Consider the following 21,798-nt stretch of genomic DNA (forward strand, 5'->3'; position numbering starts at 1 on the left):
CGCCCGCCGGGCCTCGAGCATGGACGGGCCACACCCGTGCCCGCACGACGACCGGAGGACCCCGGTGCCCACACCCACCTCGGAGACCGCACACACCGACCCGGCGACGACGCGACCGGACCGGATGCCGTGGGGCGCCCTCGTGGCGCTGGCGGCCGTCGGGTTCCTCCTGCTGTCGGCGGAGACCATGCCGGCGGGCCTGCTGCCGTCCATCGCGCGCGACCTCGGGACGAGCGAGGCCCTCGTCGGGCAGTTCACCGGCACCTGGGCGCTCGGGACCGTCCTCGTGACCGTGCCCGCCATCACCCTGACCCAGGGGCTGCCCCGGAAGCCGCTGCTGATCGGCGCGCTCGTCGGGTTGGTGCTCGCGAACGCGGTCACGGCGGTCTCGTCCGACGTCGTCCTCTCGCTGGCGTCGCGGTTCGTCGGCGGCGCGTTCACCGGCGTCCTCTGGGGGATGCTGGCCGCGTACGGGCGCCGGATCAGCCCGCCGGAGCGTGGTGGCCTGGCCCTGGCGGTCGTCGCCACCGGTGCTCCCGTCGGGTTCGCCGTCGGGACGCCGCTCGGCGCCTGGGTCGGCGGGGTCGTCGACTGGCGGTGGTCCTTCGTCGGCCTGTCCGCGCTGGGCGTGCTGCTCGCCGTCGCGGTGGTCGCCGTCGTGCCGGCCCTGCGGGGGCAGGCGAGGACGGACCGGATGCCGTTGCTGCGGGTCTTCCTGCTGCGCGGTGTCCCGATCGTGCTCGTCGTCATCGCCGTCTGGATGCTCGGGCACAACACCGTCTACACCTACGTCGCCCCGTTCCTCCGCGACGGCGGCAGCGGGCTCGCCGCGGACGTGGTGCTCCTGGTCTACGGCGTCGCGTCGATCGGCGGGGTCGTCGTCACGGCGCTGGTGATCGACCGTCGTCCGCGGCTGCTCCTGCAGGCGAGCATCGTCGGGTTCGTCGTGGCGGCCGTCGTGCTGGTCGTGGGGCACGCGCAGCCCGTCGCGGTCCTGGTCGCGGCCGGTGTGTGGGGGCTCGCCTTCGGTGGTGCGTCGCCGCAGCTGCAGCGGGCGCTCTCGGTGGCCGGCGGGGCGCAGTCGGACCTGGCCAACGCGTTCCTGCCGGTCGCGTTCAACCTCGCCATCGCCGCGGCCGGGCTCGTCGGGGCGGCGCTGCTCGCGGTGTCGGGCGGACTGTCGCTCGGGGTCCTGATGGCGGCGCTGGGCGTGGTCGCGTTCGTGCTGACGGTGGTCGGACGCCGGACGTTCTCGGCCTGAGCGGCTGCGCGCATCGTGCGGGGAACCGCAGGGGTCGGCCCTCGGCGTCCGCCGAGGGCGATGATGGGGCGGTCGTGCCAACGCCATTCGAGGAGCCCCGATGCGAGTCCTGTCGTACCTGCTGACCGTCGTCGTGTCGACGGCCCTCACCCTGGGCGCCGCACTGCTCGTCGCCCTGCAGCTGCACGACGCGCCGGCCCCCCTGCTCATCGCCGCGGCGACCGGCACCCTGGTCCTCGTCATGGGACCGGTGCTCGTCGGCGGCTTCGCGGGGTACTTCGACCACCGTGCGTCGGTCGAGGGCCGGCGGTACCTGCGCCGCTGGTTCCTCGGTGTCGTGGTGCTCGACGTGGTGGCCGCGGGCTTCGTGGTCGCCGCGTCGGTGACGGCGAACGCACCACTCTGGGTCCCCGCCGTGCTCGTCGTCGGGGCCGCCGTGCTCCTCGTCGCCGCCCGACCGCTCGGGTCCCTGTTCCGTCGGACGGAGGCCCCGATCGCCGACACCGTCGACGGACTCCTGCCGGGACGGGACGCGATCCGGCGGAAGGTCGTGCGGATCGCGGTCACGTTCGTCGTCGCGGCGGTCCTGGCGACGATCGGTGTGGTCCTGGCGGTGGTGCTCTGGGGCGAGCGGGGGACGGACCTCGGGCAGGTGGTCCTCCTCGCCGGTCAGCTGACGTTCCTCGCCCCGGCGGTGGCCGCGCTGGTCGTGGCGCTCCCGATCAGCCGGGCGCTCCGCGACGTCGGCGGGCGGGACGTCGGACGGCTCCGGCGGTACGCCCAGGTCGTCCTCCGCGGCAAGCGCCTCGAACTCGACCCCGCGGAACGTCCGGCCGCGGTGCAGTACGCGCGCATCGTCCCGCTCGCGTTGCAGTTCCAACTGGCGTACCTCGGGCTCCTGTACCTGTCGATCGCGTTCCAACTGCTCTCGTCGGTGGTCCGCGGCAGTCTCGTGCCCGTCCCCGCGGTCACGATCGTGCTCCTCGTCCTGGTGCTGGCATGGGTGGTACCGACCACGGTGCGGCACATCCGTCGTGCACGGCGCTACGCCGCGGCGCACGCTGCGGACGTGACGGATCCGGCCGCCGTCGGTCCCTGATCCGGTCCGGATGCGGGAAACCGTCGCCGTGACGGTTGCCCGCAGGTCGTTGCGGTCAGCCGCCAGCACGCCGCGACGGGCGTGCGTCCGCTCCGTGCTTCGACGAGGCTCGATGCCGAAGCACAGGAGCACTCGTGAACCAGCACCAGCCCACCAGGGGAGACCACCGCCGACGACGGACGATGGCCCGGGGGCTCCGCCGCGCGATCGCGGTCCTCGTCGTCTCCGGCGCCACCGTCGGAGTCCTGCTCGCCCTCACCAGTACGCCCAGTGTCGGGCGGACGCTCCCGGCGGGCATCGGGCTCACGCAGACGCCGACCGCGACCCCGACGCTCGCCCAGGACCCGCACCACCGACCGACGTTCTTCGAGGGCTTCGACACCCCGGCCGCGGCCGGTGGGCAGTTCGCGAGCACCTACGCGAACGCCTGGCAGCCGTACGCCGAGGGCACGAGCGGGAAGTACTACTCGGGCAAGCTCATCAGCGCGCACGACGGCGTGATGGACGTCGCCATGGACGGGGAGCACGGCGCTGCCGGCGTCTTCGGCCCGGCAGACAGCGCGTGGGCGGCCACCGGCGGCACCTACAGCATCCGCGCCAAGGTCGTCGGCGGCGACGGCAACGGTGCGGCGATCATGCTGTGGCCGACGTCGAACGTGCGGTCCGAGGGCGAGATCAACTTCCCCGAGGGCGGCTTCGACTCGGAGCCGGTCGTCTACCACCACTCGATGATCCCCGGGCACGAGGGGACCGCCCAGGGCATCGGCACCGGTGTGACCTGGCGGAAGTGGCACACCTACACGATGGTGTGGAAGCCGGGGAAGTCCGTCAGCTACTACCTCGACGGGGACCTGCTCGGCACGATCACGACGAACGTGCCGACCACTCCGCACCGCTACACCTTCCAGATCGGCAACGTCGGCAGCCCGGGTCACGTCCTGATCGACTGGGTGTCCCGGGACGACTGAGGTCGTCCGACCCCCGCGTCCTCCGGTCGGAGCACGACCACGCAGGCGACCTGTCAGGCTCGCTGCGCCGCCAGGAAGGGGTCGATGGCCGCCCAGGTGGCCTCGGGCGCTTCGAGGTGCGGCAGGTGGCCCGCGGCGGTCACCTCGGCGAACGCTGCTCCGGGCACGGCCGCAGCCAGCGCCCGACCGTAGGCCGGGGTGACGACTCCGTCGCTGTCACCCCACACGACGAGGGTCGGAACCCGTACCGAGCGCAGGCGACCGAGGAGGGCGGGATCGCTCATCGTGCCGGCGACTGCGGCCATGGTCCGTCCGTTGGACTGCTGCACGGCGCGCTGCTGCTCGGTGAGCGCGGCGGGGTCCTGGTAGCCGCGCTCGGGGTCGTGCCAGGCGGCTTCGGCGAGTCCGCGGGCGTCGAGGGAGAAGAAGTCCGCGATCGGCTGCCCGTCGACGACGACGCCGACGCCGTCGATCACCACGAGGGCGCCGACGCGGCCGGCGTACCGGTCGTCCGCCGCGGACTGGACGGCCATCTCGAGAGCTATCCACCCCCCGATGGACGAGCCGACCACGACGACGTCGCGCTCCTGGCGGTCGACGAGCGCGTCGAGGTAGGCACGCGCCAGGTCGGCGACGGAAGCGATGGACGCCGGTCGGTCGGTGCCGTCCCAGCCGGGGTGCGTGGGCGCGGTGACGGAGAACGCCGTTCCGAGGTGGTGCACGATCGGTGTGACGGTGCGCGGTCCGCCGCCGCCGTGGAGGACCAGCGCCGGTCGAGCGCCGGAGTCACCGACCCGGAGGGCCGGGAGGTCGTGGGGCAGGGAGGTGGGCATGACGCCTCTTTCTCAACATGTTTATATACGGGTGTTGATACCGTAGCACCATGACGACCGACCTTGAAGCACTCGGACAGGCGGTCAAACGCGCCCAGTACCGCAACCACCGCACCATGGACGCCGAACTGCGGGACGTCGGCGTGACCCTCGTGCAGTGGGACGCCCTGCGCGCGATCGACCGTGCTCCCGGCGCCTCCGGTCACGACCTCGCGGTCGCGACCTTCCAGAGCGACCAGTCCTTCGGCACGCTCGCCACCCGCCTGGTCGAGCGTGGGCTGGTCGAGCGCTCCGCGGGGCGAGGCCGACGCATGGAGCACACCCTGACCGAGGCCGGTCGCACGGCGCTCGCCGACGGCCACGACGTCGCCGCGCGCGTGCTCCGGGACCTCTTCGACCCGCTGGACGAACCGCAGCGCGCCCGACTGTCCGCGTTGCTGACGATCCTCACCGAGGAGGACGCCCCACGTCGCGGGACCGGAGAGGTCTCACGACGCCCGTGACGGCACCCCGGCCGGACCGAACCGCTCGACCAGCTCCCGCTTGAGCACCTTCCCGCTCGGACCCAGCGGCAGGGCGTCGACGAGGTGCACGACCCGCGGGTACTTGAAGGCCGCGATCTCGGCGGCCACGAACGCGACGAGCTCCTCCGCGGTGACCGTCGCGCCGGTGGTCAGGACGACGGCCGCCTCGACCTCCTGGCCGTGCAGGTCGTGGGGGACCCCGAAGACGGCGGCCATGGCGACCTCGGGGTGGGTGGCGAGGACCTCCTCGACCTGCCGCGGGTACACGTTGTAGCCGTTGCGGATGATCATGTCCTTGGTCCGGTCGACGATCGACAGGTACCCGTCGTCGTCCTTCGTGCCGAGGTCACCGGTCCGGAACCAGCCGTCGACGATCGCCGCGGCGGTGTCCTCCGGCCGGTCGAGGTAGCCGTTCATCAGGTTGTGGCCGCGGATGACGAGCTCCCCGATCTCCCCGCGTGGGAGGAGCGCGATGGCGTCGGGGACCGCGGGATCGGCGATCTCGACGTCGACGCCCCAGACCGGCGTGCCGATCGTGCCGGGACGGGGCGGCGTCCCGACGTGGTTGAAGGTCGCGACGGGCGACGTCTCGGTCAGGCCGTAGCCCTCGTGGATCGGGGCGCCGAACACGGACTCGAAGCGCTCGAGCACGGCGAGTGGCAGCGAGGCGCCGCCGGAGATCGCGTACCGCAGTGTCGGTCGGGCGTCGGTGCGTGTGGCTGCGTCGAGGAGCCCCATGTACATCGTCGGGACCCCCATGAAGACGTCGCACCCGTGCTCGACCATCGCGGCGAGCGCCGTGTCGCCGTCGAACCTCGGCAGCATGACGAGCGTCGCGCCGGCACGGAAGCCGGTGTTCATCGTGCAGGTCTGACCGAAGGTGTGGAACAGGGGGAGTGCGCCGAGCAGGACGTCGCCGCGACGCATGTCGAACGTGGAGATCAGGTTCGTGTCGACCTGTTCGAGCAGCGCGAAGTGCGAGCCCTCGGCGCCCTTCGGCTTGCCGGTGGTGCCGCTCGTGTACAGGATCGTGGCGGTGTTGAACGGGTCGCGCGGGACGTACGTCTCGATCGGGTCGGCGGCCGCGGCGAGCGCCTCCAGTCGGTCGTGCTCGGTGTCGCCGTCCGCCGCGGCGAGCACGGTCACGGTCTCCACGTCCGCCAGGGCAGCGCCGGCGGCACCCTCGGCGAGCAGCGGCGCCGCGCAGACGAGGAGCGCGGCGCCGCTGTCACGGAGCACGTACTCGATCTCGCGTCGCTTCAGGAGCGCGTGCACGGGGACGGCGACGCCGCCGAGCGCGAGGACGGCGTAGTAGGTGCGCGGGAAGTCGGCCACGTTCGGCACGAGCATCGCGACGCGGGACCCCTCGCCGATGCCCTTCGCGCGGAGCGCACCGGCGTAGGCACGGGTCTCGTCCCAGAGCTGGGCGTAGGTGGTGCGCTGCTGGCCGACGATCACGGCGACGTCGTCCGGCCAGCGTGCGGCGGACTCGGCCAGGATCGCGGCGACGGAGGCGGTGGCGTGCGTCCTCCGGGTGGTGCCGGCGTCGTCGTCGGCGGTGCGGGCGGTGGTGCTGGTGCCGTCGCTTGCGGTGCTGGCGGTGGTGCTGGTCATGCCGGTCTCCGTCTTCGTCGACGCTTCGAGGTCTCCTCGATCGTACGTGTCGACGGCCCGGCGCGATGCGACCCGACCTGGGGGCGTCGACCTCGCCGCGTCGTCCCACGGCGTCAGCGGGCCGTCCACCCGCCGTCGATCGGCAGTGCGGTGCCCGTGACGAGCGAGGCGCCCTCGCCGGCCAGGAACGTCACGGCGGCGGCGACCTCCTCCGGCTGCCCGATGCGGTGCAGCGCGGCGATCCGGTCGACCGTGTCCGCGCGGAAGGACTCGTCGGACAGGGCGGGCTCGGTGCCCTCGGTCTCGATGAAGGTGGGGGCGACGGCGTTCACGCGGATCCCGTACTGCCCCCACTCGACGGCCAGGCACTTGGTCATGTGGATCACCGCGGCCTTGCTGGTGCAGTACGCGGACTCGCCGGGGAGGGCGACCAGGCCGGCCTGCGAGGCGACGTTCACGATCGATCCGCCCCCTGCGGTGCGCATGTGCTTCGCGACGTGCTGCGAGACGAAGAACGTCGACTTCGTGGTCAGTGCCCACACCGCGTCGAAGTGCTCCTCCGAGACGTCGAGGGCGTCCTCCACGATGCCGCCGCCGGCGTTGTTCACGAGGACGTCGACGGTGCCGAGCTCGGCGACGACGGTGTCGATCGCGGACCGGCACCCGGCGAGGTCGGTGACGTCCATCCGGACGGTGACCACCCGTCGGCCGAGCGCCCGGATCTCGTCGGCCAGCGCTGCGGCGCCGTCGGGGTCGCGGACGCCGAGTGCGACGTCGGCCCCGCTGCGGGCGAGGTCCAGGGCGATCGCCCGTCCGATGCCGCGCGAGGCGGCGGTCACCAGGGCGACGGATCCGGTCAGGGTGGTGGTGTGCACGGGCGGTCCTCCAGGTCGGACGGGAGGCGCGGTGTGCGTCGTCCCCGCGGCCATCCTCCTGCAGGTGGCCGGCCCCCGCTCACGCGCGCTGCAGTTCCGCCCGCAGGAACGGGGCGGTCCGGCTCGTCGTGGACGACGCGACGGCCTCCGGGGTGCCGGCGGCGACCACCCGGCCTCCCGCATCCCCGCCGCCCGGGCCCATGTCGATGACGTGGTCTGCTCCGGCGACGACGTCCATCGCGTGCTCCACGACGACGACCGTGTTGCCCGCGTCGGTCAGGCGGGCGAGCTGACCGGCGAGCAGCTCGACGTCGGCGGGGTGGAGCCCCGTCGTCGGTTCGTCGAGCACGTAGAGCGTGTGGCCGGAGCGTGCCCGCTGCAGCTCGGTCGCGAGCTTGATGCGCTGCGCCTCGCCGCCGGACAGCTCCGGTGCCGGTTGCCCGAGCCGGAGGTACCCGAGCCCCACCTGCCGGAGCACCTCGAGTGCTCGTGACGCCGCGGGGACGTCGGCGAGGAACGGTTCCGCCTGGTCGACGGTCATCCCGAGGACGTCCGCGATCGACGCGTCGTGCCAGCGCACCTCGAGCGTCTCGGCGGTGTACCGCGAGCCGTGGCACTCCGGGCACGGCGCCCAGCTCCCCGGCAGGAACAGCAGTTCGACGGACACCGACCCCTCGCCCTGGCAGACCTCGCACCGGCCGCCGGCCACGTTGAACGAGAACCGGCCGGCGCCCCAGCCCCGTGCCCTTGCCTCGTCGGTCGCGGCGAACGCGGCGCGGACGGCGTCGAAGAGCCCGGTGTAGGTGGCGAGGTTGGAGCGGGGCGTCCGGCCGATCGGCTTCTGGTCGACCTGCACCACACGGTCGACGAGCGGGTGGTCGGCAGCCACCGCGGGCAGCACGCCGCTGACGAGCGACGACTTCCCGGAGCCGCTGACGCCGGTGACGGCGGTCAGGACGCCGAGTGGCACGTCGACGTCGAGGCCACGGAGGTTGTGCCGTGTCACGCCGTGCACCGCGAGGGTCCCCACGGGTTCGCGGACCCGGCGCGGTCCGACCTGCCGGGTGCCGGGCTCCAGGAACCGCCGGGTGACCGAGGCCTCGACGTCGGCGAGTCCGGGGACCGGCCCGCTGTAGAGGACCGTTCCGCCTCCAGCGCCGGCGCCGGGGCCGACGTCCACGATCCAGTCGGCCTGCCGCACGATGCCCATGTCGTGCTCGACGACGAAGACGCTGTTGCCGCCGGCCCGCAGGTCCTGCAGCACCTCCATGAGCGACTCCGCGTCGGCCGGGTGCAGGCCCGCGCTCGGCTCGTCGAGCACGTAGACGACGCCGAACAGGCCGGAGCGCAGCTGCGTGGCGATGCGGAGGCGTTGCGTCTCGCCGGGCGAGAGGGTGGGGGTGGCCCGGTCGAGCGACAGGTACCCGAGGCCGAGGCCGACGAGGACCTCGACCCGGCCCAGCAGGTCCTTCGCGATCGCGACGGCCACTTCGGTGTGCTCGCCGGACGAGGCCCGGGAGGTCGCCGGCGTGGGGTCGGTGATCGCGGCGATCGGCCGGAGGACGTCGGCGAGCGCCGTCAGCGCGAGTCGGTTGAGCTCGGCGACGGAGTGACCGCCGACGGTGACGGCGAGTGCCGCCCGGGTGAGCCCGGTGCCGTGGCAGAGGCCGCACGGCCCCGACTCGACGAAGCGCAGGGCCTTGGCGCGCTGCGTCTCGCTCTGGGAGTCGGCGAGGGTGTGCAGGATGAACTGCCGCGCGCTCCAGAACCGACCCTTGTACGGCTTGGCGACCCGGTCGCGCTTCGGGTGGACCTCGACGACCGGCTGTTCCTCGGTGAACAGGAGCCAGTCGCGGTCCGCCCGCGGCAGGTCCCGCCACGGCCGCTCGATGTCGTACCCGAGGACCGCGGTCACGTCGCGGAGGTTCTTCCCCTGCCAGGCGCCCGGCCAGGCGGTGATCGCACCGTCCCGGATGCTGAGGGAGTCGTCGTGCACGGCGGACGCCTCGGTGACCTCGTGGGCGGTGCCGAGGCCGTGGCAGCGCGGGCACGCCCCCGCGACGGTGTTCGGCGAGAACGAGTCGGACTCCAGGCGGTCGGCACCGGCCGGGTAGGTGCCCGCCCGGGAGAACAGCATGCGCATCGAGTTCGACAGCGTCGTCAGGGTGCCCACGGTCGACCGGGAGCTCGGGGCTCCGCGGCGCTGCTGCAGCGCCACCGCCGGCGGCAGGCCCGTGATCGAGTCGACGTGCGGGGTGGAGCCCTGCGCGATGAGCCGCCGTGCGTACGGCGCGACCGACTCGAGGAACCGGCGCTGCGCCTCCGCGAACACCGTCCCGAACGCGAGCGACGTCTTGCCGGAACCGGAGACGCCCGTGAACGCGACGATGCAGTCGCGGGGGAGGTCCACGTCGACGTCGCGCAGGTTGTTCTCCCGCGCGCCACGGACGCTGATGAAGCCGTCCCGTCCGGTGCCGGTCGCGGTCGTGGTCGGCGGGTGCTGCAGCGGGGAGGGCATCCTCACGATGCTAGGCGGGGCGGCTGGGCGCCGAGGCCCCCGCGGTGTGCCGGCGCGTCGCGACCGCGGCCCCCACGACCGCGGTCGCGAACGACCGGACTCCCCGCACGGATCCAACGATGCCGTCACGGTGCGGCCGTCGCATCCATCGGAGGGATGAAACATGACAGTCAGTCGACTGCCGCTGGGACAGGAGCCCGACGGCACGGCAGGGCGGGACTTCCCGTCGTCGACGGCGTCTGGGACGATGGCCGCGACACGGACCACGTCGCCCGTGCACCACCCGACAGGAGCCCGCGATGACCGTCCGCCTCAACCCCTACATCGGCTTCCGCGACCAGGCCCGCCAGGCCCTCGCCTTCTACGCGACCGTCTTCCGCGGCGAGGTCACCCTCAGCACCTTCGGCGACGCCGGCCTGGCCCAGGACCCCGCCGACGCCGACAAGGTCATGCACGGACAGGTCATCGGCGAGGACGGCCTGCTGCTCATGCTCTCCGACGCCCCCACCGGGATGGACGCCCCCACGGTGAGCAACATCTCCGTCTCCCTGAGCGGCGACGACGCCGAGGCCCTCACCCGGTACTGGGACGGCCTCTCCGAGGGCGCCTCGATCGTCGAACCGCTCACCCCCGCGCCGTGGGGCGACGCCTTCGGCATGCTCACCGACCGCTTCGGCGTGACGTGGCTCGTGAACATCAGCGGCGCGGTGGACTGACCGCGTCGACCGGGGCGCTGGCCGGGACCGGCCACCGGGGGACCCAGCAGCGCACCCGCGCGGCGTACCGACGGAAGTCGTCCCCGAACCGGTGCTCCAGGTCGGCCTCCTCGAGGGGACGGACGACGCAGTTCCACACGATCGACCCCGCGAGCGCGTAGACGACGACCATCCACGACAACAGGAGCAGCCCGACCGCCACCCCCTGGGTGATCCCGGCGAGGGCCATCGGGTTCCGCACCGAGCGGTACGGTCCGGCGACGACGAGCCGGTTCGGCATCGCCGAGGGCAGGGGCGTGCCCGCTCCCTGCGTGGACATGGCCGCCGCGGACGCGATGCCCAGCGCACTCGCTGCGACGAGGACGACACCGCCGGTCACGACCAGGGCGAGCACGACGCCGGGCGCCACGGCCGGGTGCAACCGCCACCGGTGCTCGGCCGCCGCGATCACGAGGGGGATCACGCCGAGGAACAGTCCCCAGAAGACGACGATCTGCAGGACGGTACCGAGGACGTGACGCCGCCGTGGTGCGGCGGCGTCCGCCGTCCGGAACCGCAGCGGACCGGCGGTGACCCACTCCGTCGGCACGCGGCCGAGCAGCACGAGCGCGAGGGCGAGTGCGGAGCCGACGGCGGCACCCGCCATGACGAGCACGCCGACGCCGGCCTCGGTGGTCGCGGTCGCCCAGCAGGCGAGTGCGACCAGCACGACCACCGTCCACACCGTCGCCAGGACGGCCGCCCACCGCGCGCCCGCCGCCGCGAGGGCGGACGCGACGACGAAGAGCGGGACGTCGAACGCCGCGACGAGCAGGGGGTCGAGCGACCCGAGCGTGGCGTCCCGCACCCCGGGGACCCAGGCCACGGCGAGCCACCACGCCGCTCCGGCGGCGGCCTGCACCGCGAACCACCGCCGACCCCAGGACATGCGAGCACGGTAGCAGTGGGCGGACCCCGCAACGGACGGGAGGCGCGGTGCCAGCCGGCACCGCGCCTCCCGTCCGTCAGGTGGTCGCCGTCACGTCACTCGTGACTGTTGATCTGTCCGAGCCAGCGTCCGAAGGACGGGGTCGGCTCGTCGCGCAGGCCGGTCAGGACCGGCTTGGGGAGGCAGGTGCGGTCGTCGTCGATGCCGGCGCTCTTGTGGAGGTCGAGGCTCATGGTGTGCTCCTTCGCATTCGGTGCAGTGTTCGACACCGGACGGGTCCGTTCCATTCCCGACCGGTGCGGGAGGTCAGGGCGTGACCATCCCGCCGTTGACGTTGAGGGTCTCGCCGGCGACGTAGCTCGACTCGTGCGAGGCGAGGAAGACGTAGGCGGGGGCGAGTTCGGCGGGCTGGGCGGCGCGGCCCATCGGGGACTCGCTCGACCCGAAGTCCGGGAGGGACTCGGGGTCGACGCCGCCGCTCGGCTGCAGGACGGTCCAGGTCGGCCCCGGGGCGACGATGTTCACGCGGATGCCGCGCTCGACGAGCGCCTGGGACAGACCCTTCGACAGGTTGTTGATCGCGCCCTTGGACGCCGCGTAGTCGAGCCGGTCCGGGGCGGGCTGGTACGCCTCCATGGACGCCGTCGTCGTGATCGTCGAACCCGGCTGCAGGTGCGGCAGCGCCGCACGGACCAGCCGGAAGAGCCCGAACACGTTGACGTCGAAGGTGGCCTCGAACTGCTCGTCCGTGAGGTCCTCGAGCTGCGGCTGCCAGCGCTGCTTGCCGGCGACGCTCACGAGCGCGTCGAGGCCGCCGAGACCGGAGACGACCTGGTCGACGAGTGACGGGGCGTACTCCCGGTCGCGCAGGTCGCCCGGGATCGCCAGGGCGGTCCGTCCGGCGGCGCGGATCTGCTCGACGACGTGGTCTGCGTCGGACTGCTCCTCGGGCAGGTACGCGATCGCGACGTCGGCGCCCTCGCGGGCGAAGGCGATCGCCACCGCGCCGCCGATGCCGGAGTCGCCGCCGGTGATGAGCGCCTTGCGGCCGGCGAGCCGACCGGAGCCCCGGTAGGAGTCCTCGCCGAGGTCGGGCACGGGACGCATCTCGGACTGCAGGCCCGGCTCGTCCTGCGTCTGCGGCTCCGGCGAGACGTTCGGGTACCGGGTGCGGGGGTCGCTGGGCTCGTACTGGTCGGTGGGCACGGGGGTCCTCTCGGTGGTGGTGGCGCTGGTGGCGTCGGTGGTGCTCGCGGCGTGCGGGAGCGGGCGGCGGAGGACGCTCGGTGGTCCGTCCGCCGGTGTGGTCAGGAGGCAGGGGTGGTCAGTTCGACCTTGACCCAGCCCGGCTCGCGGCGGTCGAACGCCTCGTAGGCGTCGATGGCGGTGCCGATCGGCTCGTGCTCGGTGATGAGCGCCGTCGGGTCGAACTGCCCGGCCGCCACCATGTCGATGAGCGGCGGGGTCACCGAGTGGTGGTCGCAGTTGCCCATCCGGATGGTGAGGTTCTTGTTCATGGCCTCGCCGATCGGGTACGACTGCGCGGTCGGCCCGTACACGCCGATGATGCCGATCCGGCCGTACTTCGCGACCGACGCGACCGCCCACCGGGCGACCTGCGACGGGCCGTCGCCCGGCTTCCACTGGTGCTGCTCGCCGAACCCGTCCTTCTCGGCGTCGGGGGCGACCTGGGCGACCTCGGCGTCGAACTCTGCGGCCTGCTCGTCGGAGACCGCCGCGGGTCCGCGCTTCGGGCGCTCGGCGTCCACGCCGACGGCGTCGATCACGGCGTCCGCGCCGATGCCGTTCGTCAGGTCCATGATCGCCTGCACCGGGTCCTCGCGGTTGTAGTCGACGACCTCGCAGTGCTGCGCGAGGGCGGCGGCCAGGCGGGTCTCCTCGCCGTCGACGACGATGACCCGGCCGGCGCCCTGCTTGAATGCGGAGGCCGCGGCGAACTGGCCGACGATGCCGGCTCCGAACACCACGACGACGTCCCCGCGGGTCACGCCGGCGAGCTCGGCGCCGAACCAGCCGGTCGGGAAGATGTCGGAGAGCAGGATGGCCTGTTCGTCGCTGACGTTCTCGGGCAGCGGGTGCATCGTGTTCTGCGCCCACGGCACGCGCACGTACTCGGCCTGCAGACCGTTCACCGGACCCGTCGACTCCGGGCCGCCGAAGAACGACGTGCCGGCCTGCGGTCCGTTCGGGTTCGCGACGTCGCACTGGGCGGTCTTGCCCATCCGGCAGTACCGGCACGCCCCGCACGAGATGGTCGAGTTGATGACGACCCGGTCACCGGGGGAGAAGCCGCGGACGGCGTCGCCGACCTCGGTGACGACCCCGACGGCCTCGTGGCCGAGGATCGTGCCCTCCTGCATCGGGGCCATGGTCCCGCGGACGAAGTGCAGGTCGGTCCCGCAGATCGCACTGCGGGTGATCCGCACGATGGCGTCCTGCGGCTGCTGGATCGCCGGTTCGGGCACCTCGTCGAGACGGATGTCCCCGATGCCGTGCCACACCACTGCGCGCATGTCGTTCCTCCTGGTCGCTGTTCCGGTCGCCGACCACCGAACTCCGGGCGCCCTGGAGGATCGTGGAGGCCCATCCGTCCTGCGCACTCGTCCAGGTCGCTCCGGTTCGCTCGGCTGCATGAGCGACGACGAGAAGCAGATCCGGGACGACTTCGCGGACGCGGTGAACATGACCGCCTCCGAGCTGGAGCACTGGCTCGGCACGGACGAGTCGAAGGCGGTCGGGCAGAAGCCGTCCGGCGGCGGCGAGTCGACGGGGCACGAGAGCGGACGGCACATCGTCCGCATCCTGCGGAAGAAGCAGGGCGACTACACGGATGCGGACTACGCGCACATGCGGAAGGTCGTCGGGTACGTCGCGCGGCACTCGGAGCAGCGACCGGACGGGGACGTCCACGACACCCCGTGGCGCCACTCGCTCATGAACTGGGGCAACGACCCCGAGAAGCACTGACGACGTCGGGCAGAATGGGTCCGTGAACGAGACGGGCATGCCGCGCTTCCGACGGATCTGGTCGACGGTGCAGGTCGGGGTGCTCGCCGTCGCCGTCGTGTTCTGCATCGTGATGCTCGTGATCGGTCAGGGCAAGCTCGACCGGGTCTACGCGGTCGCGGCGGTGTTCTTCGGGCTCGCGCTCGTCGGGCACAGCACGTACCTCTGGCTGGTCGGCCGGGCGGCCCGCGACCGGTCCTGACGGCTCCGACCGCCCGGCTCCGGACCGGCTCCTGCCGACCCGACGGGGTCAGCGGACGTAGGCGACGCAGAGCACCGTGACGTCGTCCGGGTGCTCGCCGCGGTGTGCCAGTTCGGTGACCCCGTCCACGAGCTGCTGCGGGTGCGGCCGTTCCGCCACCCAGGCCTCGAACCGGTCGAGCGCGTCCAGGTCGCCGCCGAACAGGTCGAGCACGCCGTCGCTCACGCTGACGATGACGTCGCCCGGCCCCATCGCGGTCGTCTCGCTCGACCACGAGGTGCCGACGCCGATCGGCAGGTGCCCGGACCGCAGGGACTGCACGGCGCCGTCCGCGCGACGGAGCAGCGTGAGGCCGTGTCCGGCATCGACCCAGCGGGCGACGCCGTCACGGTCGATGCGCACGTGGAAGCACGTCGTGAACTGGGCGCTCGTCACGTCGGACGTGCCCGTCGCCAACCCGGCCGCGGCACGCCGCACCGCGACCGCGGCGTCCGGCTCGTCGACCGTGCTGCGGATGAGCGACCGGACGGCAGCCGCGATCATGCCGGCGCCGACCCCCTTGCCCATCACGTCGCCGAGCGTGAACGCGGCGCCGTCCGGGGTGGGGAACCAGTCGTAGAAGTCGCCGCCGACGGCCTTCGCCGGGATGCAGACCCCCGTCGCGCGGAGCTCCGGCGGCAGGGACGCCGCCGAGGTCGGCAGCAGGGACTGCTGCACGAGGGCAGCCCGGTCGATCTCGCTCTCGGCGACCCGCCGGTGCCGTTGTGCGGAACTGAGGCGGATGTCGGCCTGGCGCGCCAGTTCGTTGGTCACCGCCGCGGTCGCGCCGTACACGACGACGGCGAAGACCAGCCGGACCAGCTCACTGGGCCGAGGTTCCGTCGGCGCCAGGACGTACGGCAGCAACAGCGTCGCGCAGGTCCCGAGGAGTGGGTACACGATGTGCCTGCGGCCGGGCCGCGCCGCCATCCAGATGACCGGCAGCACCACCACGGCGAGGAACACCGAGCGCGTGTCACCGGTGCCGTAGCGGAGCAGCCCGATCGCGATGAAGTCGATCGCCGGGACGACGAGCTCGGCACGCGCCGTCCCCGGCCAGCGGGCCATCACCGCCCCGATGACGAGCCCGAGCACGGCGAGCGCCACGCCGGTCCACATCCGTGGCGCGTCCGTGACGACGAGCCACGGCAGGACGGTGCTGCTCATCGCGGCGGCCACGACCAGCGCGGCGACGACGGTCTGCTTCGCCAGGGGCGCCCACGTCGTCTGGATCCTGCCGAGGACGATCGGCCCGGTGTCCTCGCGCGCGCTCACCGTCCATGTCCTGGGGGTCGCGGTCGCGCCGGCCGTGTCGCTCATCGGGTCGAGTCAAGCCGGTCCCGACGGCGAGGGCAAGCCGACCGCCCGTCCGACGACGGACCGGGGGTGTCGCAGCGTACCGGCGCCGTCAGCGCCCGGGTCCGCGCCGTCGGCCTCAGCCGAAGCGGACGGCGAGCGGGACGAGCAGCCCGGCCACCCAGACGAGCACCATGACCAGTGCTCCGATCGCGATGAGGCGTCGTCGGCGTCGCAACTTGGGACTGCGTTCCTCACCCCACATCTGCGCCCGGACGAGCACCCGGTTCGCCTGCTCGACGACCTTGCGGACCTCCGGGTCGTCGAGCTCGAGCACCCCGGCCCGGGCGTGCTCGGCGATGACCGTCGCCTCGTCCACCGTGAGGTCGTCCTTGCGCATGCGCCCATGCTCCCACGGAGGCGCCCGGTGCGGCAGGGGACGACGCCGCCTGGACACACCCCGAGGCGCCGCCGCGTAGCAAGGACCCATGGGTCATCGATTCCGCGGGAAGATCGTCGTCGTCACGGGAGCATCGAGCGGCATCGGGAGGGCCGCGGCGCACGAGTTCGCCCGGCAGGGAGCAACGCTCGTGCTGGCCGCACGCAGCCACGACAGCCTCGAGGCAGCCGCCGCGGAGTGCCGGAAGCTCGGTGCCGAGGCCGTCGCGATCCCGACCGACGTCGCCGACGAGCACCAGGTGAAGGACCTCATCGCGACGACCACGACGCGGTTCGGCCGGATCGACGTCTTCGTGGGCAACGCGGCCCTGTTCATCTACGGCCTGTTCGAGCAGACGCCGACCGAGTCGTTCAAGCGCGTCGTCGACACGAACCTGTACGGCCACCTCAACGCGGTGACGCACCTCCTGCCGCACTGGAAGCAGCGCGGCTCGGGCACGTACGTCCTGGTCGGTTCGATCCAGTCGCTGCTCTCCGCGCCGTACCAGTCGGCGTACGTGACGAGCAAGCACGCAGCCCTCGGCCTGGTCGACGTCCTCGGGGACGAGTTCGCCGGCACCGGCATCCACTTCACGACGCTGATGCCGTCGACGATCGACACGCCGATCTACCAGAACGGCGCGAACTACACCGACAAGGCGTCGCACCCGCTGCCGCCGACCGTGTCCGTCGAACGGGCCGGACGCGCCGTCGTGCAGGCCGCGCTGCACCCGAAGCGCTACCGCTTCGTCGGCCGGGTGCAGGCGTCGCTGGTGCCCCTGCAGTACGTGTTCCCCGGGCTGTTCCACAAGATCACGAGGCCGATGGTGCAGATCTTCGCGCTGCGGGGCCGACAGGCTCCGACCGACGGCAACCTCTTCACGCCGGCCGACGCGGGCAACGCCACGGACGGCGGCTGGGTCGCGAAGCGACGGCGAGTCACGCGTCCGCTCCTCTGGGCCGGAGCGGCCGTCGCGGTCGCCGGCGTCGTCCTGGGCCGGCGCCGCTGACGCACCGGCGCCCCTCCCGGGCGCCGCTGCTCGATCAGGGCCGACGCCGGGCGAGCCTCCGGTCACACCGGCTGACACCGCCACAATGGAGCGGTCATGCCACGCCCTCGTCCACACTCCCGCATCCCGCTCAACACCTTCGCCGTGCCCTTCGGCCTCGCCGGTTCCGCCGAGGCGTGGTCCTCCGCGGCGCCGGTCCTGCACCTGCCGGCGTTCCTCCCGCAGGTCTCCTGGGTGGTGGCAGCCGTCGCGTGGCTGGCGATGCTCACCGCGCACGTGGTCCGCGGTCTCCGGGTGCGCGGGCACGACCGGCTCGTCGACCAGCTCCGCCACCCGTCCCAGGGCCCCCTCGCGGCACTCGTCCCGGCGACGGCGATGCTGCTCGGCGTGGACCTGTCCCGTGTCTGGCCGACCGGTGGCACCGTGCTCGTGCTGCTCGGGGTCGCGGTCGCCGCGGGGTTCGCAGGGTGGCTGCTCGCGACGTGGTTCGAGGGCCGACTCGCGCTCGAGTCCGTGCACGGCGGCTACCTGCTGCCGACCGTGGCCGCAGCGCTCGTCGGCTCGGTCGCCACGCACGAGGTCGGCGTCACGTGGCTGTCGTGGGCCTGCTTCGGGGTCGGGGTCTTCTTCTGGGGCGTGATGACCGGACTGCTGCTGCTGCGGCTGGCGTTCCGCCCGGAGCTACCGGGACCGCTCGTGCCGACGATGGCCATCCTCGTCGCACCGCCGTCCGTCGCCACCGTCTCGCTGTTCGCGCTGACGGACGACGCGGTGACGCTGCCGGTGCAGGCGGTGGCCGGGCTCGGCGTCCTGCTCCTCCTCGTGCAGCTGGCGCTCCTGCCTCGGTACGTCCGGCTGTCGTTCTCGCTCGGCTTCTGGTCCTTCGTGTTCCCGGCGGCGGCGGTCGCGACGGCGGCGGTCGAGTGGCTCAGGATCCTCGACGTACCGGGCGGTTGGATCCCGACCGTCGTGGTGCTCGGGCTCCTCACCGCGCTGGTCGCCGTCGTGGGGGCGCGGTCGATCGGACTCGCCGTGCACCACCTGCTGGGGCAGGCCGAGGACGAGCTGCAGGCGGCCGACGACGAGGACGCCGAGCCCGGGCCGGTGACCGGGTCGACGCGGCAGGTCGCGTGACGCCGGACGTCACGCTCCGTGGCGGAGCCGGTGGCACAGCACGTAGCGTCGTCCCATGCGCACGACGACCCCGACCGCACCGTCCTCGTCCCTCGGGGCCGAGTGGGCATCCTGGCACGCCACGCACGAACGCGATCGTGCCGGCGAGCACGGCTTCCTGGCGATCACGAGCATGCGGTGGCTCGGGGCCGCACCCGAGCGGTACGAGGACGCTCCCGGCGCGTGGTCGACGTCCGACGACGGGCCGGTCGTCGTGCTCGACGACGGGGAGTGGATCGAGGTCGACGGGGTGCGCGTGACCGGCGAACACCGCTTCGGCCCGCTCGCCGACCGCTCCGCCACCTCCGCCGTGTGGCACGACGGTGACGAGACCGTCGTCGTCGAGGTCGCCCGCCGGGGCGGCAGCGACGTGATCCGTCCCCGCAGGCCCTCGAACCCGACACGCGTGCAGTACGCGGGGACGCCGGCGTACGCGCCGACCCCGCGCTTCGTCGTCCCGGCGCGCTTCGAGCCGTTCGACACGCCCCGCGAGGTCACGGTCGGGTCCGTGGTCGACGGGCTGCAGCACGTCTACGAGGCGCCCGGGGTGCTGACCTTCGACCTCGACGGGCCGCGCTCGCTCCTGGCGTTCAACGGTGGCGGGGACGACCTGCTCGTGCTCTTCACCGACCGGACCAGCGGCGTCACGACCTCCGCCGCCACGCGGAGCCTCGAGGTGGCTGCGCCGGACGCCTCCGGTGCGACCACGATCGACTTCAACCGCGCGACGAACCTGCCCTGCGCCTACACCGACCACGCGACGTGCCCGCTGCCACCGGCGGAGAACCGGTTGGACGTCGCGGTCGACGCCGGGGAGCAGCTGCCCGGCTGACCCACGAGTCGCCGGTCAGCGTGCGCCGACGCGGACCCAGTCGCCCGAGACCCGCCACCCGACCGGGTCGAAGGCGAACACGCTCCCCATGCCCGGCTGGTCCAGTGCTCGCGAGATCGGTACGCCGCGCAGGTCGGCCAGCAGGAGCGCCCCGACGGCGCCGTGCGACACGATCGTCACGTCCTCGCCGGCCGCGAGCCGACGCACCGCGTCGACGATGCGGCGCTGGGCGTCGACGGCGCGCTCCCACCCGCGCACCGAGCGGTGGGGGTCCGCGAAGAACACGTCGACGACGCGGTCGAACTCGTCGAACGGCAGGTACCCCGTCGCGCTGCGGTCGATCTCGCCGAGTCCCGGGTCGGTCTCGGGGACGACGCCGACCGCCGCCGCGAGGACCGCCGCCGTGTCGACGGCCTTCTGCTCGGTGCTCGAGACGATGCGACGGACGTCGGCGTGCCAGGCGACGTCGACGGCGCCGGCCGCCCGGGAACGTCCGTGCCCCGAGAGCCGCCACGACTCGATCGGCTCGGCGGGTTCGACGACCACCTCGGCGTGGGTCAGGAAGAACGAGACCATCCGCCGATCCTGTCAGACCCCACACGGCGCGACGTCGACGGGCGGCCGTACAGTGGCACCGTGGAGTTCCCGGGGGAGGCGGACGGCGCGGACGACGCGCCGACCTCTCCGGGGTCACCCCGGGGCACGCGGTACCAGCAGGACGACACGCCCCGAGCGACGCAGCGCGCTCCGCGCGCGCTCCCGCACGGAGGCACCGACAGGTCCCCCGGGAACCCCACGCCGCTGCCCGTCGTCGCGCGGGCACTCGCGGACGCCTTCCTGACGGCGGAGCGCTGGGAGGCGGACGACCTGACGGCGGCGGGCCGCGTCGTGGTCGGCGTGGAACGCGCCTACGTGGGACTCGCCGTCGCCGCGGCGCTCGAGGCGTACCCGCGGGCACCCGTCGACGCACCCCGGCAACTCGCGGCCGTGCTCGCGGTGTCGCCGCGGCTCGTCGCGCTGCACCGCTCCCGCGAGGACCGTCGGCCGGTGCGCGTCCTCGCCCGACGAGCGACCCCGGTGCGGTCCCGGCCGGTGACCACCAGCCGCCTGCTGGTCGACACGCTGCCCGAGCTCGCCCGCGGCCTCGACCTGACCGTGGGTCGGCTGCTCTGGCTCGCCGACACCCGTGGCTGGAACCGCCGTCCCGGTCCCGCGAGCCCGCTCCACCACCACCGGTACCAGTGGGTCCGGCGGCCCGGCAGGACGCCGCGGCTGCTCGAGAAGCCGATGGAGATGCTCCGCCGGACGCAGCGGACCATCCTCGACGAGCTCCTGACGGTCCTGCCCGTGCACGACGCCGCACACGGCTTCGTGGCCGGCCGCAGCGTCGTGACCGGAGCCGCCCTGCACGCGGGGCAGCAGGTCGTGCTGTCCGCCGACCTCACGTCGTTCTTCGCGAGCGTCACGGCGCCGACCGTCTACGGCGTGTTCCGGACCGCCGGGTTCGCCGAGCCACTCGCCCACGTGCTCACCGGGGTCTGCACGCACCGCGTCCCGCCGCACGTGCTCACCGGCATGCCCGACGGCGGCAGTCCCGAGGAACGCGCCGCACTCCGCCGCTCGCTCGCCGACGCGCACCTGCCGCAGGGTGCGCCGACCTCGCCGGCACTCGCGAACACGGCGCTCCGGCACCTCGACGCCCGACTCACGGGGTGGGCCGCGGCCGTCGACGCCGTGTACACGCGGTACGCCGACGACCTGACCTTCAGCGGCGGCGACCGGCTCGCGGCCCGCCCCGACGCGTTCCTGCGCGGGGTCGACCGGATCGTCACCGACCAGGGGTACCGGCTGAACCCCGGCAAGACGCGGGTCCGCCGGAGCGGCGTCCGGCAGTCCGTCACGGGGGTCGTCGTCAACGACCGACCGTCACCCGGCCGACGCGAGGTCGACCGACTGCACGCCGTCCTGCACAACGCCGCCGAGCACGGTCCCGCGTCCCAGAACCGCGCCGGGCACCCGGAGTTCCGCGCACACCTGCTCGGCCGGATCGGCTGGGTGGAACAGGTGCACCCCGGACGGGCACGCCGGTTGCGGGAGGAGTTCGCGCGGATCCGCTGGTGACGGGCCTATCGTGGCGACCATGACCACACACCGTGTGACCGCGCCGGAGCCGCCGGCCGACGGCAGCAGGCCGAAGGGCCCCGCGTCCTACTTCCCGAGCATCGGGACGACGTACGGGCGGCCGGTGCAGGAGTGGCTCGACCTCGTCGCCGACCGGCTCGACGGCCACGCGCACATGGAGGTCGTGGCCTGGCTCAAGGAGCAGCACGGCCTGGGGCACGGGCACGCCAACGCACTCGTCGCGTACGTCAGGAAGGCGCTGGAGGACTGATCCGCACGACCCGTCCCGGCGGTTGACGTGGTTGTCGATCAGGGAGCAGAATG

23 protein-coding genes are annotated in these 21,798 nt (G+C 73.2%); 12 read left to right on the forward strand and 11 right to left on the reverse strand.

All coding sequences use genetic code 11. From position 1 onward, the window contains the following. Positions 1–64 precede the first annotated feature (64 nt). The 3 genes from AAEP86_RS11735 (at position 65) to AAEP86_RS11745 (ending at position 3,328) form a co-directional block, all read left to right on the forward strand. Positions 65–1,261, forward strand: coding sequence for an MFS transporter (locus tag AAEP86_RS11735; RefSeq protein WP_420367513.1), 1,197 nt, complete (start codon positions 65–67; stop codon positions 1,259–1,261). A 100-nt stretch (positions 1,262–1,361) separates the two neighbouring features. Then, positions 1,362–2,360: a hypothetical protein gene (locus AAEP86_RS11740; RefSeq protein WP_420367514.1), complete on the forward strand. Its 999-nt coding sequence runs from the start codon at positions 1,362–1,364 to the stop codon at positions 2,358–2,360. Positions 2,361–2,494: 134 nt separating this feature from the next. Beyond that, positions 2,495–3,328: a glycoside hydrolase family 16 protein gene (locus AAEP86_RS11745; protein ID WP_420367515.1), complete on the forward strand. Its 834-nt coding sequence runs from the start codon at positions 2,495–2,497 to the stop codon at positions 3,326–3,328. 53 nt (positions 3,329–3,381) lie between these two features. Here the strand turns inward: AAEP86_RS11745 and AAEP86_RS11750 are convergent, their stop codons facing one another. Then, positions 3,382–4,161 (reverse strand): alpha/beta fold hydrolase, encoded by a 780-nt coding sequence (locus tag AAEP86_RS11750; protein ID WP_420367516.1) that lies wholly within the window; start codon positions 4,159–4,161, stop codon positions 3,382–3,384. A gap of 50 nt (positions 4,162–4,211) precedes the next feature. Here AAEP86_RS11750 and AAEP86_RS11755 point away from each other — a divergent pair, with 50 nt between their 5' ends. Further along, positions 4,212–4,664: a MarR family winged helix-turn-helix transcriptional regulator gene (locus AAEP86_RS11755; protein ID WP_420367517.1), complete on the forward strand. Its 453-nt coding sequence runs from the start codon at positions 4,212–4,214 to the stop codon at positions 4,662–4,664. Here AAEP86_RS11755 and AAEP86_RS11760 read toward each other — a convergent pair. The 3 genes from AAEP86_RS11760 to AAEP86_RS11770 form a co-directional block, all read right to left on the reverse strand. Beyond that, the gene (locus tag AAEP86_RS11760; protein ID WP_420367518.1) at positions 4,650–6,299 is read right to left on the reverse strand and encodes a long-chain-fatty-acid--CoA ligase; all 1,650 of its coding nucleotides are present in this window, start codon (positions 6,297–6,299) and stop codon (positions 4,650–4,652) included. The two genes, AAEP86_RS11755 and AAEP86_RS11760, sit on opposite strands and share 15 nt — an antisense overlap. Before the next feature lie 113 nt (positions 6,300–6,412). Next, positions 6,413–7,174 carry an SDR family NAD(P)-dependent oxidoreductase gene (locus AAEP86_RS11765; protein ID WP_420367519.1) on the reverse strand — a complete coding sequence of 254 codons (762 nt, stop codon included), beginning with the start codon at positions 7,172–7,174 and terminating at the stop codon, positions 6,413–6,415. 79 nt (positions 7,175–7,253) lie between these two features. Beyond that, positions 7,254–9,692: an ABC transporter gene (locus tag AAEP86_RS11770; RefSeq protein WP_420367520.1), complete on the reverse strand. Its 2,439-nt coding sequence runs from the start codon at positions 9,690–9,692 to the stop codon at positions 7,254–7,256. 299 nt (positions 9,693–9,991) lie between these two features. Between AAEP86_RS11770 and AAEP86_RS11775 the strand changes: the two genes are divergently transcribed. Next, positions 9,992–10,408, forward strand: coding sequence for a VOC family protein (locus AAEP86_RS11775; RefSeq protein WP_420367521.1), 417 nt, complete (start codon positions 9,992–9,994; stop codon positions 10,406–10,408). Here AAEP86_RS11775 and AAEP86_RS11780 read toward each other — a convergent pair. From AAEP86_RS11780 to AAEP86_RS11795, 4 genes are all read right to left on the reverse strand, one after another. Then, the gene (locus tag AAEP86_RS11780) at positions 10,389–11,336 is read right to left on the reverse strand and encodes a methyltransferase family protein (RefSeq protein ID WP_420367522.1); all 948 of its coding nucleotides are present in this window, start codon (positions 11,334–11,336) and stop codon (positions 10,389–10,391) included. The two genes, AAEP86_RS11775 and AAEP86_RS11780, sit on opposite strands and share 20 nt — an antisense overlap. A 95-nt stretch (positions 11,337–11,431) precedes the next feature. Further along, a complete protein-coding gene (locus AAEP86_RS11785; protein WP_420367523.1) occupies positions 11,432–11,569 on the reverse strand; it encodes a hypothetical protein in 138 nt (45 codons plus the stop codon). Between the two features lie 73 nt (positions 11,570–11,642). Further along, positions 11,643–12,542, reverse strand: coding sequence for an SDR family oxidoreductase (locus AAEP86_RS11790; RefSeq protein ID WP_420367524.1), 900 nt, complete (start codon positions 12,540–12,542; stop codon positions 11,643–11,645). A gap of 101 nt (positions 12,543–12,643) precedes the next feature. After that, positions 12,644–13,870 carry a zinc-dependent alcohol dehydrogenase gene (locus tag AAEP86_RS11795; RefSeq protein WP_420367525.1) on the reverse strand — a complete coding sequence of 409 codons (1,227 nt, stop codon included), beginning with the start codon at positions 13,868–13,870 and terminating at the stop codon, positions 12,644–12,646. Between the two features lie 118 nt (positions 13,871–13,988). On the opposite strand from AAEP86_RS11795, the gene AAEP86_RS11800 reads away from it, so the two are divergent. Both AAEP86_RS11800 and AAEP86_RS11805 read left to right on the forward strand, forming a co-directional pair. Further along, on the forward strand, positions 13,989–14,324 hold the full coding sequence (locus AAEP86_RS11800) for a DUF3140 domain-containing protein (RefSeq protein WP_420367526.1): 336 nt from the start codon (positions 13,989–13,991) through the stop codon (positions 14,322–14,324). Positions 14,325–14,346: 22 nt separating this feature from the next. After that, positions 14,347–14,565 carry a hypothetical protein gene (locus tag AAEP86_RS11805; RefSeq protein WP_420367527.1) on the forward strand — a complete coding sequence of 73 codons (219 nt, stop codon included), beginning with the start codon at positions 14,347–14,349 and terminating at the stop codon, positions 14,563–14,565. A gap of 48 nt (positions 14,566–14,613) precedes the next feature. Here AAEP86_RS11805 and AAEP86_RS11810 read toward each other — a convergent pair whose 3' ends face one another. Beyond that, positions 14,614–15,924 (reverse strand): PP2C family protein-serine/threonine phosphatase, encoded by a 1,311-nt coding sequence (locus AAEP86_RS11810; protein WP_420367528.1) that lies wholly within the window; start codon positions 15,922–15,924, stop codon positions 14,614–14,616. A gap of 115 nt (positions 15,925–16,039) precedes the next feature. Further along, positions 16,040–16,300, reverse strand: a complete 261-nt coding sequence (locus tag AAEP86_RS11815) for a hypothetical protein (RefSeq protein ID WP_420367529.1) — start codon at positions 16,298–16,300, stop codon at positions 16,040–16,042. Positions 16,301–16,388: 88 nt separating this feature from the next. On the opposite strand from AAEP86_RS11815, the gene AAEP86_RS11820 reads away from it, so the two are divergent. The 3 genes from AAEP86_RS11820 (at position 16,389) to AAEP86_RS11830 (ending at position 19,353) form a co-directional block, all read left to right on the forward strand. Further along, positions 16,389–17,348 (forward strand): SDR family NAD(P)-dependent oxidoreductase, encoded by a 960-nt coding sequence (locus tag AAEP86_RS11820; protein ID WP_420367530.1) that lies wholly within the window; start codon positions 16,389–16,391, stop codon positions 17,346–17,348. Between the two features lie 96 nt (positions 17,349–17,444). Beyond that, the gene (locus AAEP86_RS11825) at positions 17,445–18,482 is read left to right on the forward strand and encodes a transporter (protein ID WP_420367531.1); all 1,038 of its coding nucleotides are present in this window, start codon (positions 17,445–17,447) and stop codon (positions 18,480–18,482) included. Between the two features lie 55 nt (positions 18,483–18,537). Continuing rightward, on the forward strand, positions 18,538–19,353 hold the full coding sequence (locus AAEP86_RS11830) for a DUF1684 domain-containing protein (RefSeq protein WP_420367532.1): 816 nt from the start codon (positions 18,538–18,540) through the stop codon (positions 19,351–19,353). A gap of 15 nt (positions 19,354–19,368) precedes the next feature. On the opposite strand, the gene AAEP86_RS11835 is transcribed toward AAEP86_RS11830, so the two are convergent. Beyond that, positions 19,369–19,929, reverse strand: a complete 561-nt coding sequence (locus AAEP86_RS11835) for a histidine phosphatase family protein (RefSeq protein ID WP_420367533.1) — start codon at positions 19,927–19,929, stop codon at positions 19,369–19,371. A gap of 60 nt (positions 19,930–19,989) precedes the next feature. Here AAEP86_RS11835 and AAEP86_RS11840 point away from each other — a divergent pair, with 60 nt between their 5' ends. Continuing rightward, positions 19,990–21,474 (forward strand): reverse transcriptase family protein, encoded by a 1,485-nt coding sequence (locus AAEP86_RS11840; protein WP_420367534.1) that lies wholly within the window; start codon positions 19,990–19,992, stop codon positions 21,472–21,474. 19 nt (positions 21,475–21,493) lie between these two features. Next, positions 21,494–21,745, forward strand: coding sequence for a DUF4287 domain-containing protein (locus tag AAEP86_RS11845; protein WP_420367535.1), 252 nt, complete (start codon positions 21,494–21,496; stop codon positions 21,743–21,745). The last annotated feature ends 53 nt before the right edge of the window (positions 21,746–21,798 follow it).

It is taken from the genome of Curtobacterium sp. L1-20 (genome assembly GCF_048755855.1).
In the GTDB taxonomy this organism is placed as follows: Bacteria; Actinomycetota; Actinomycetes; order Actinomycetales; family Microbacteriaceae; genus Curtobacterium.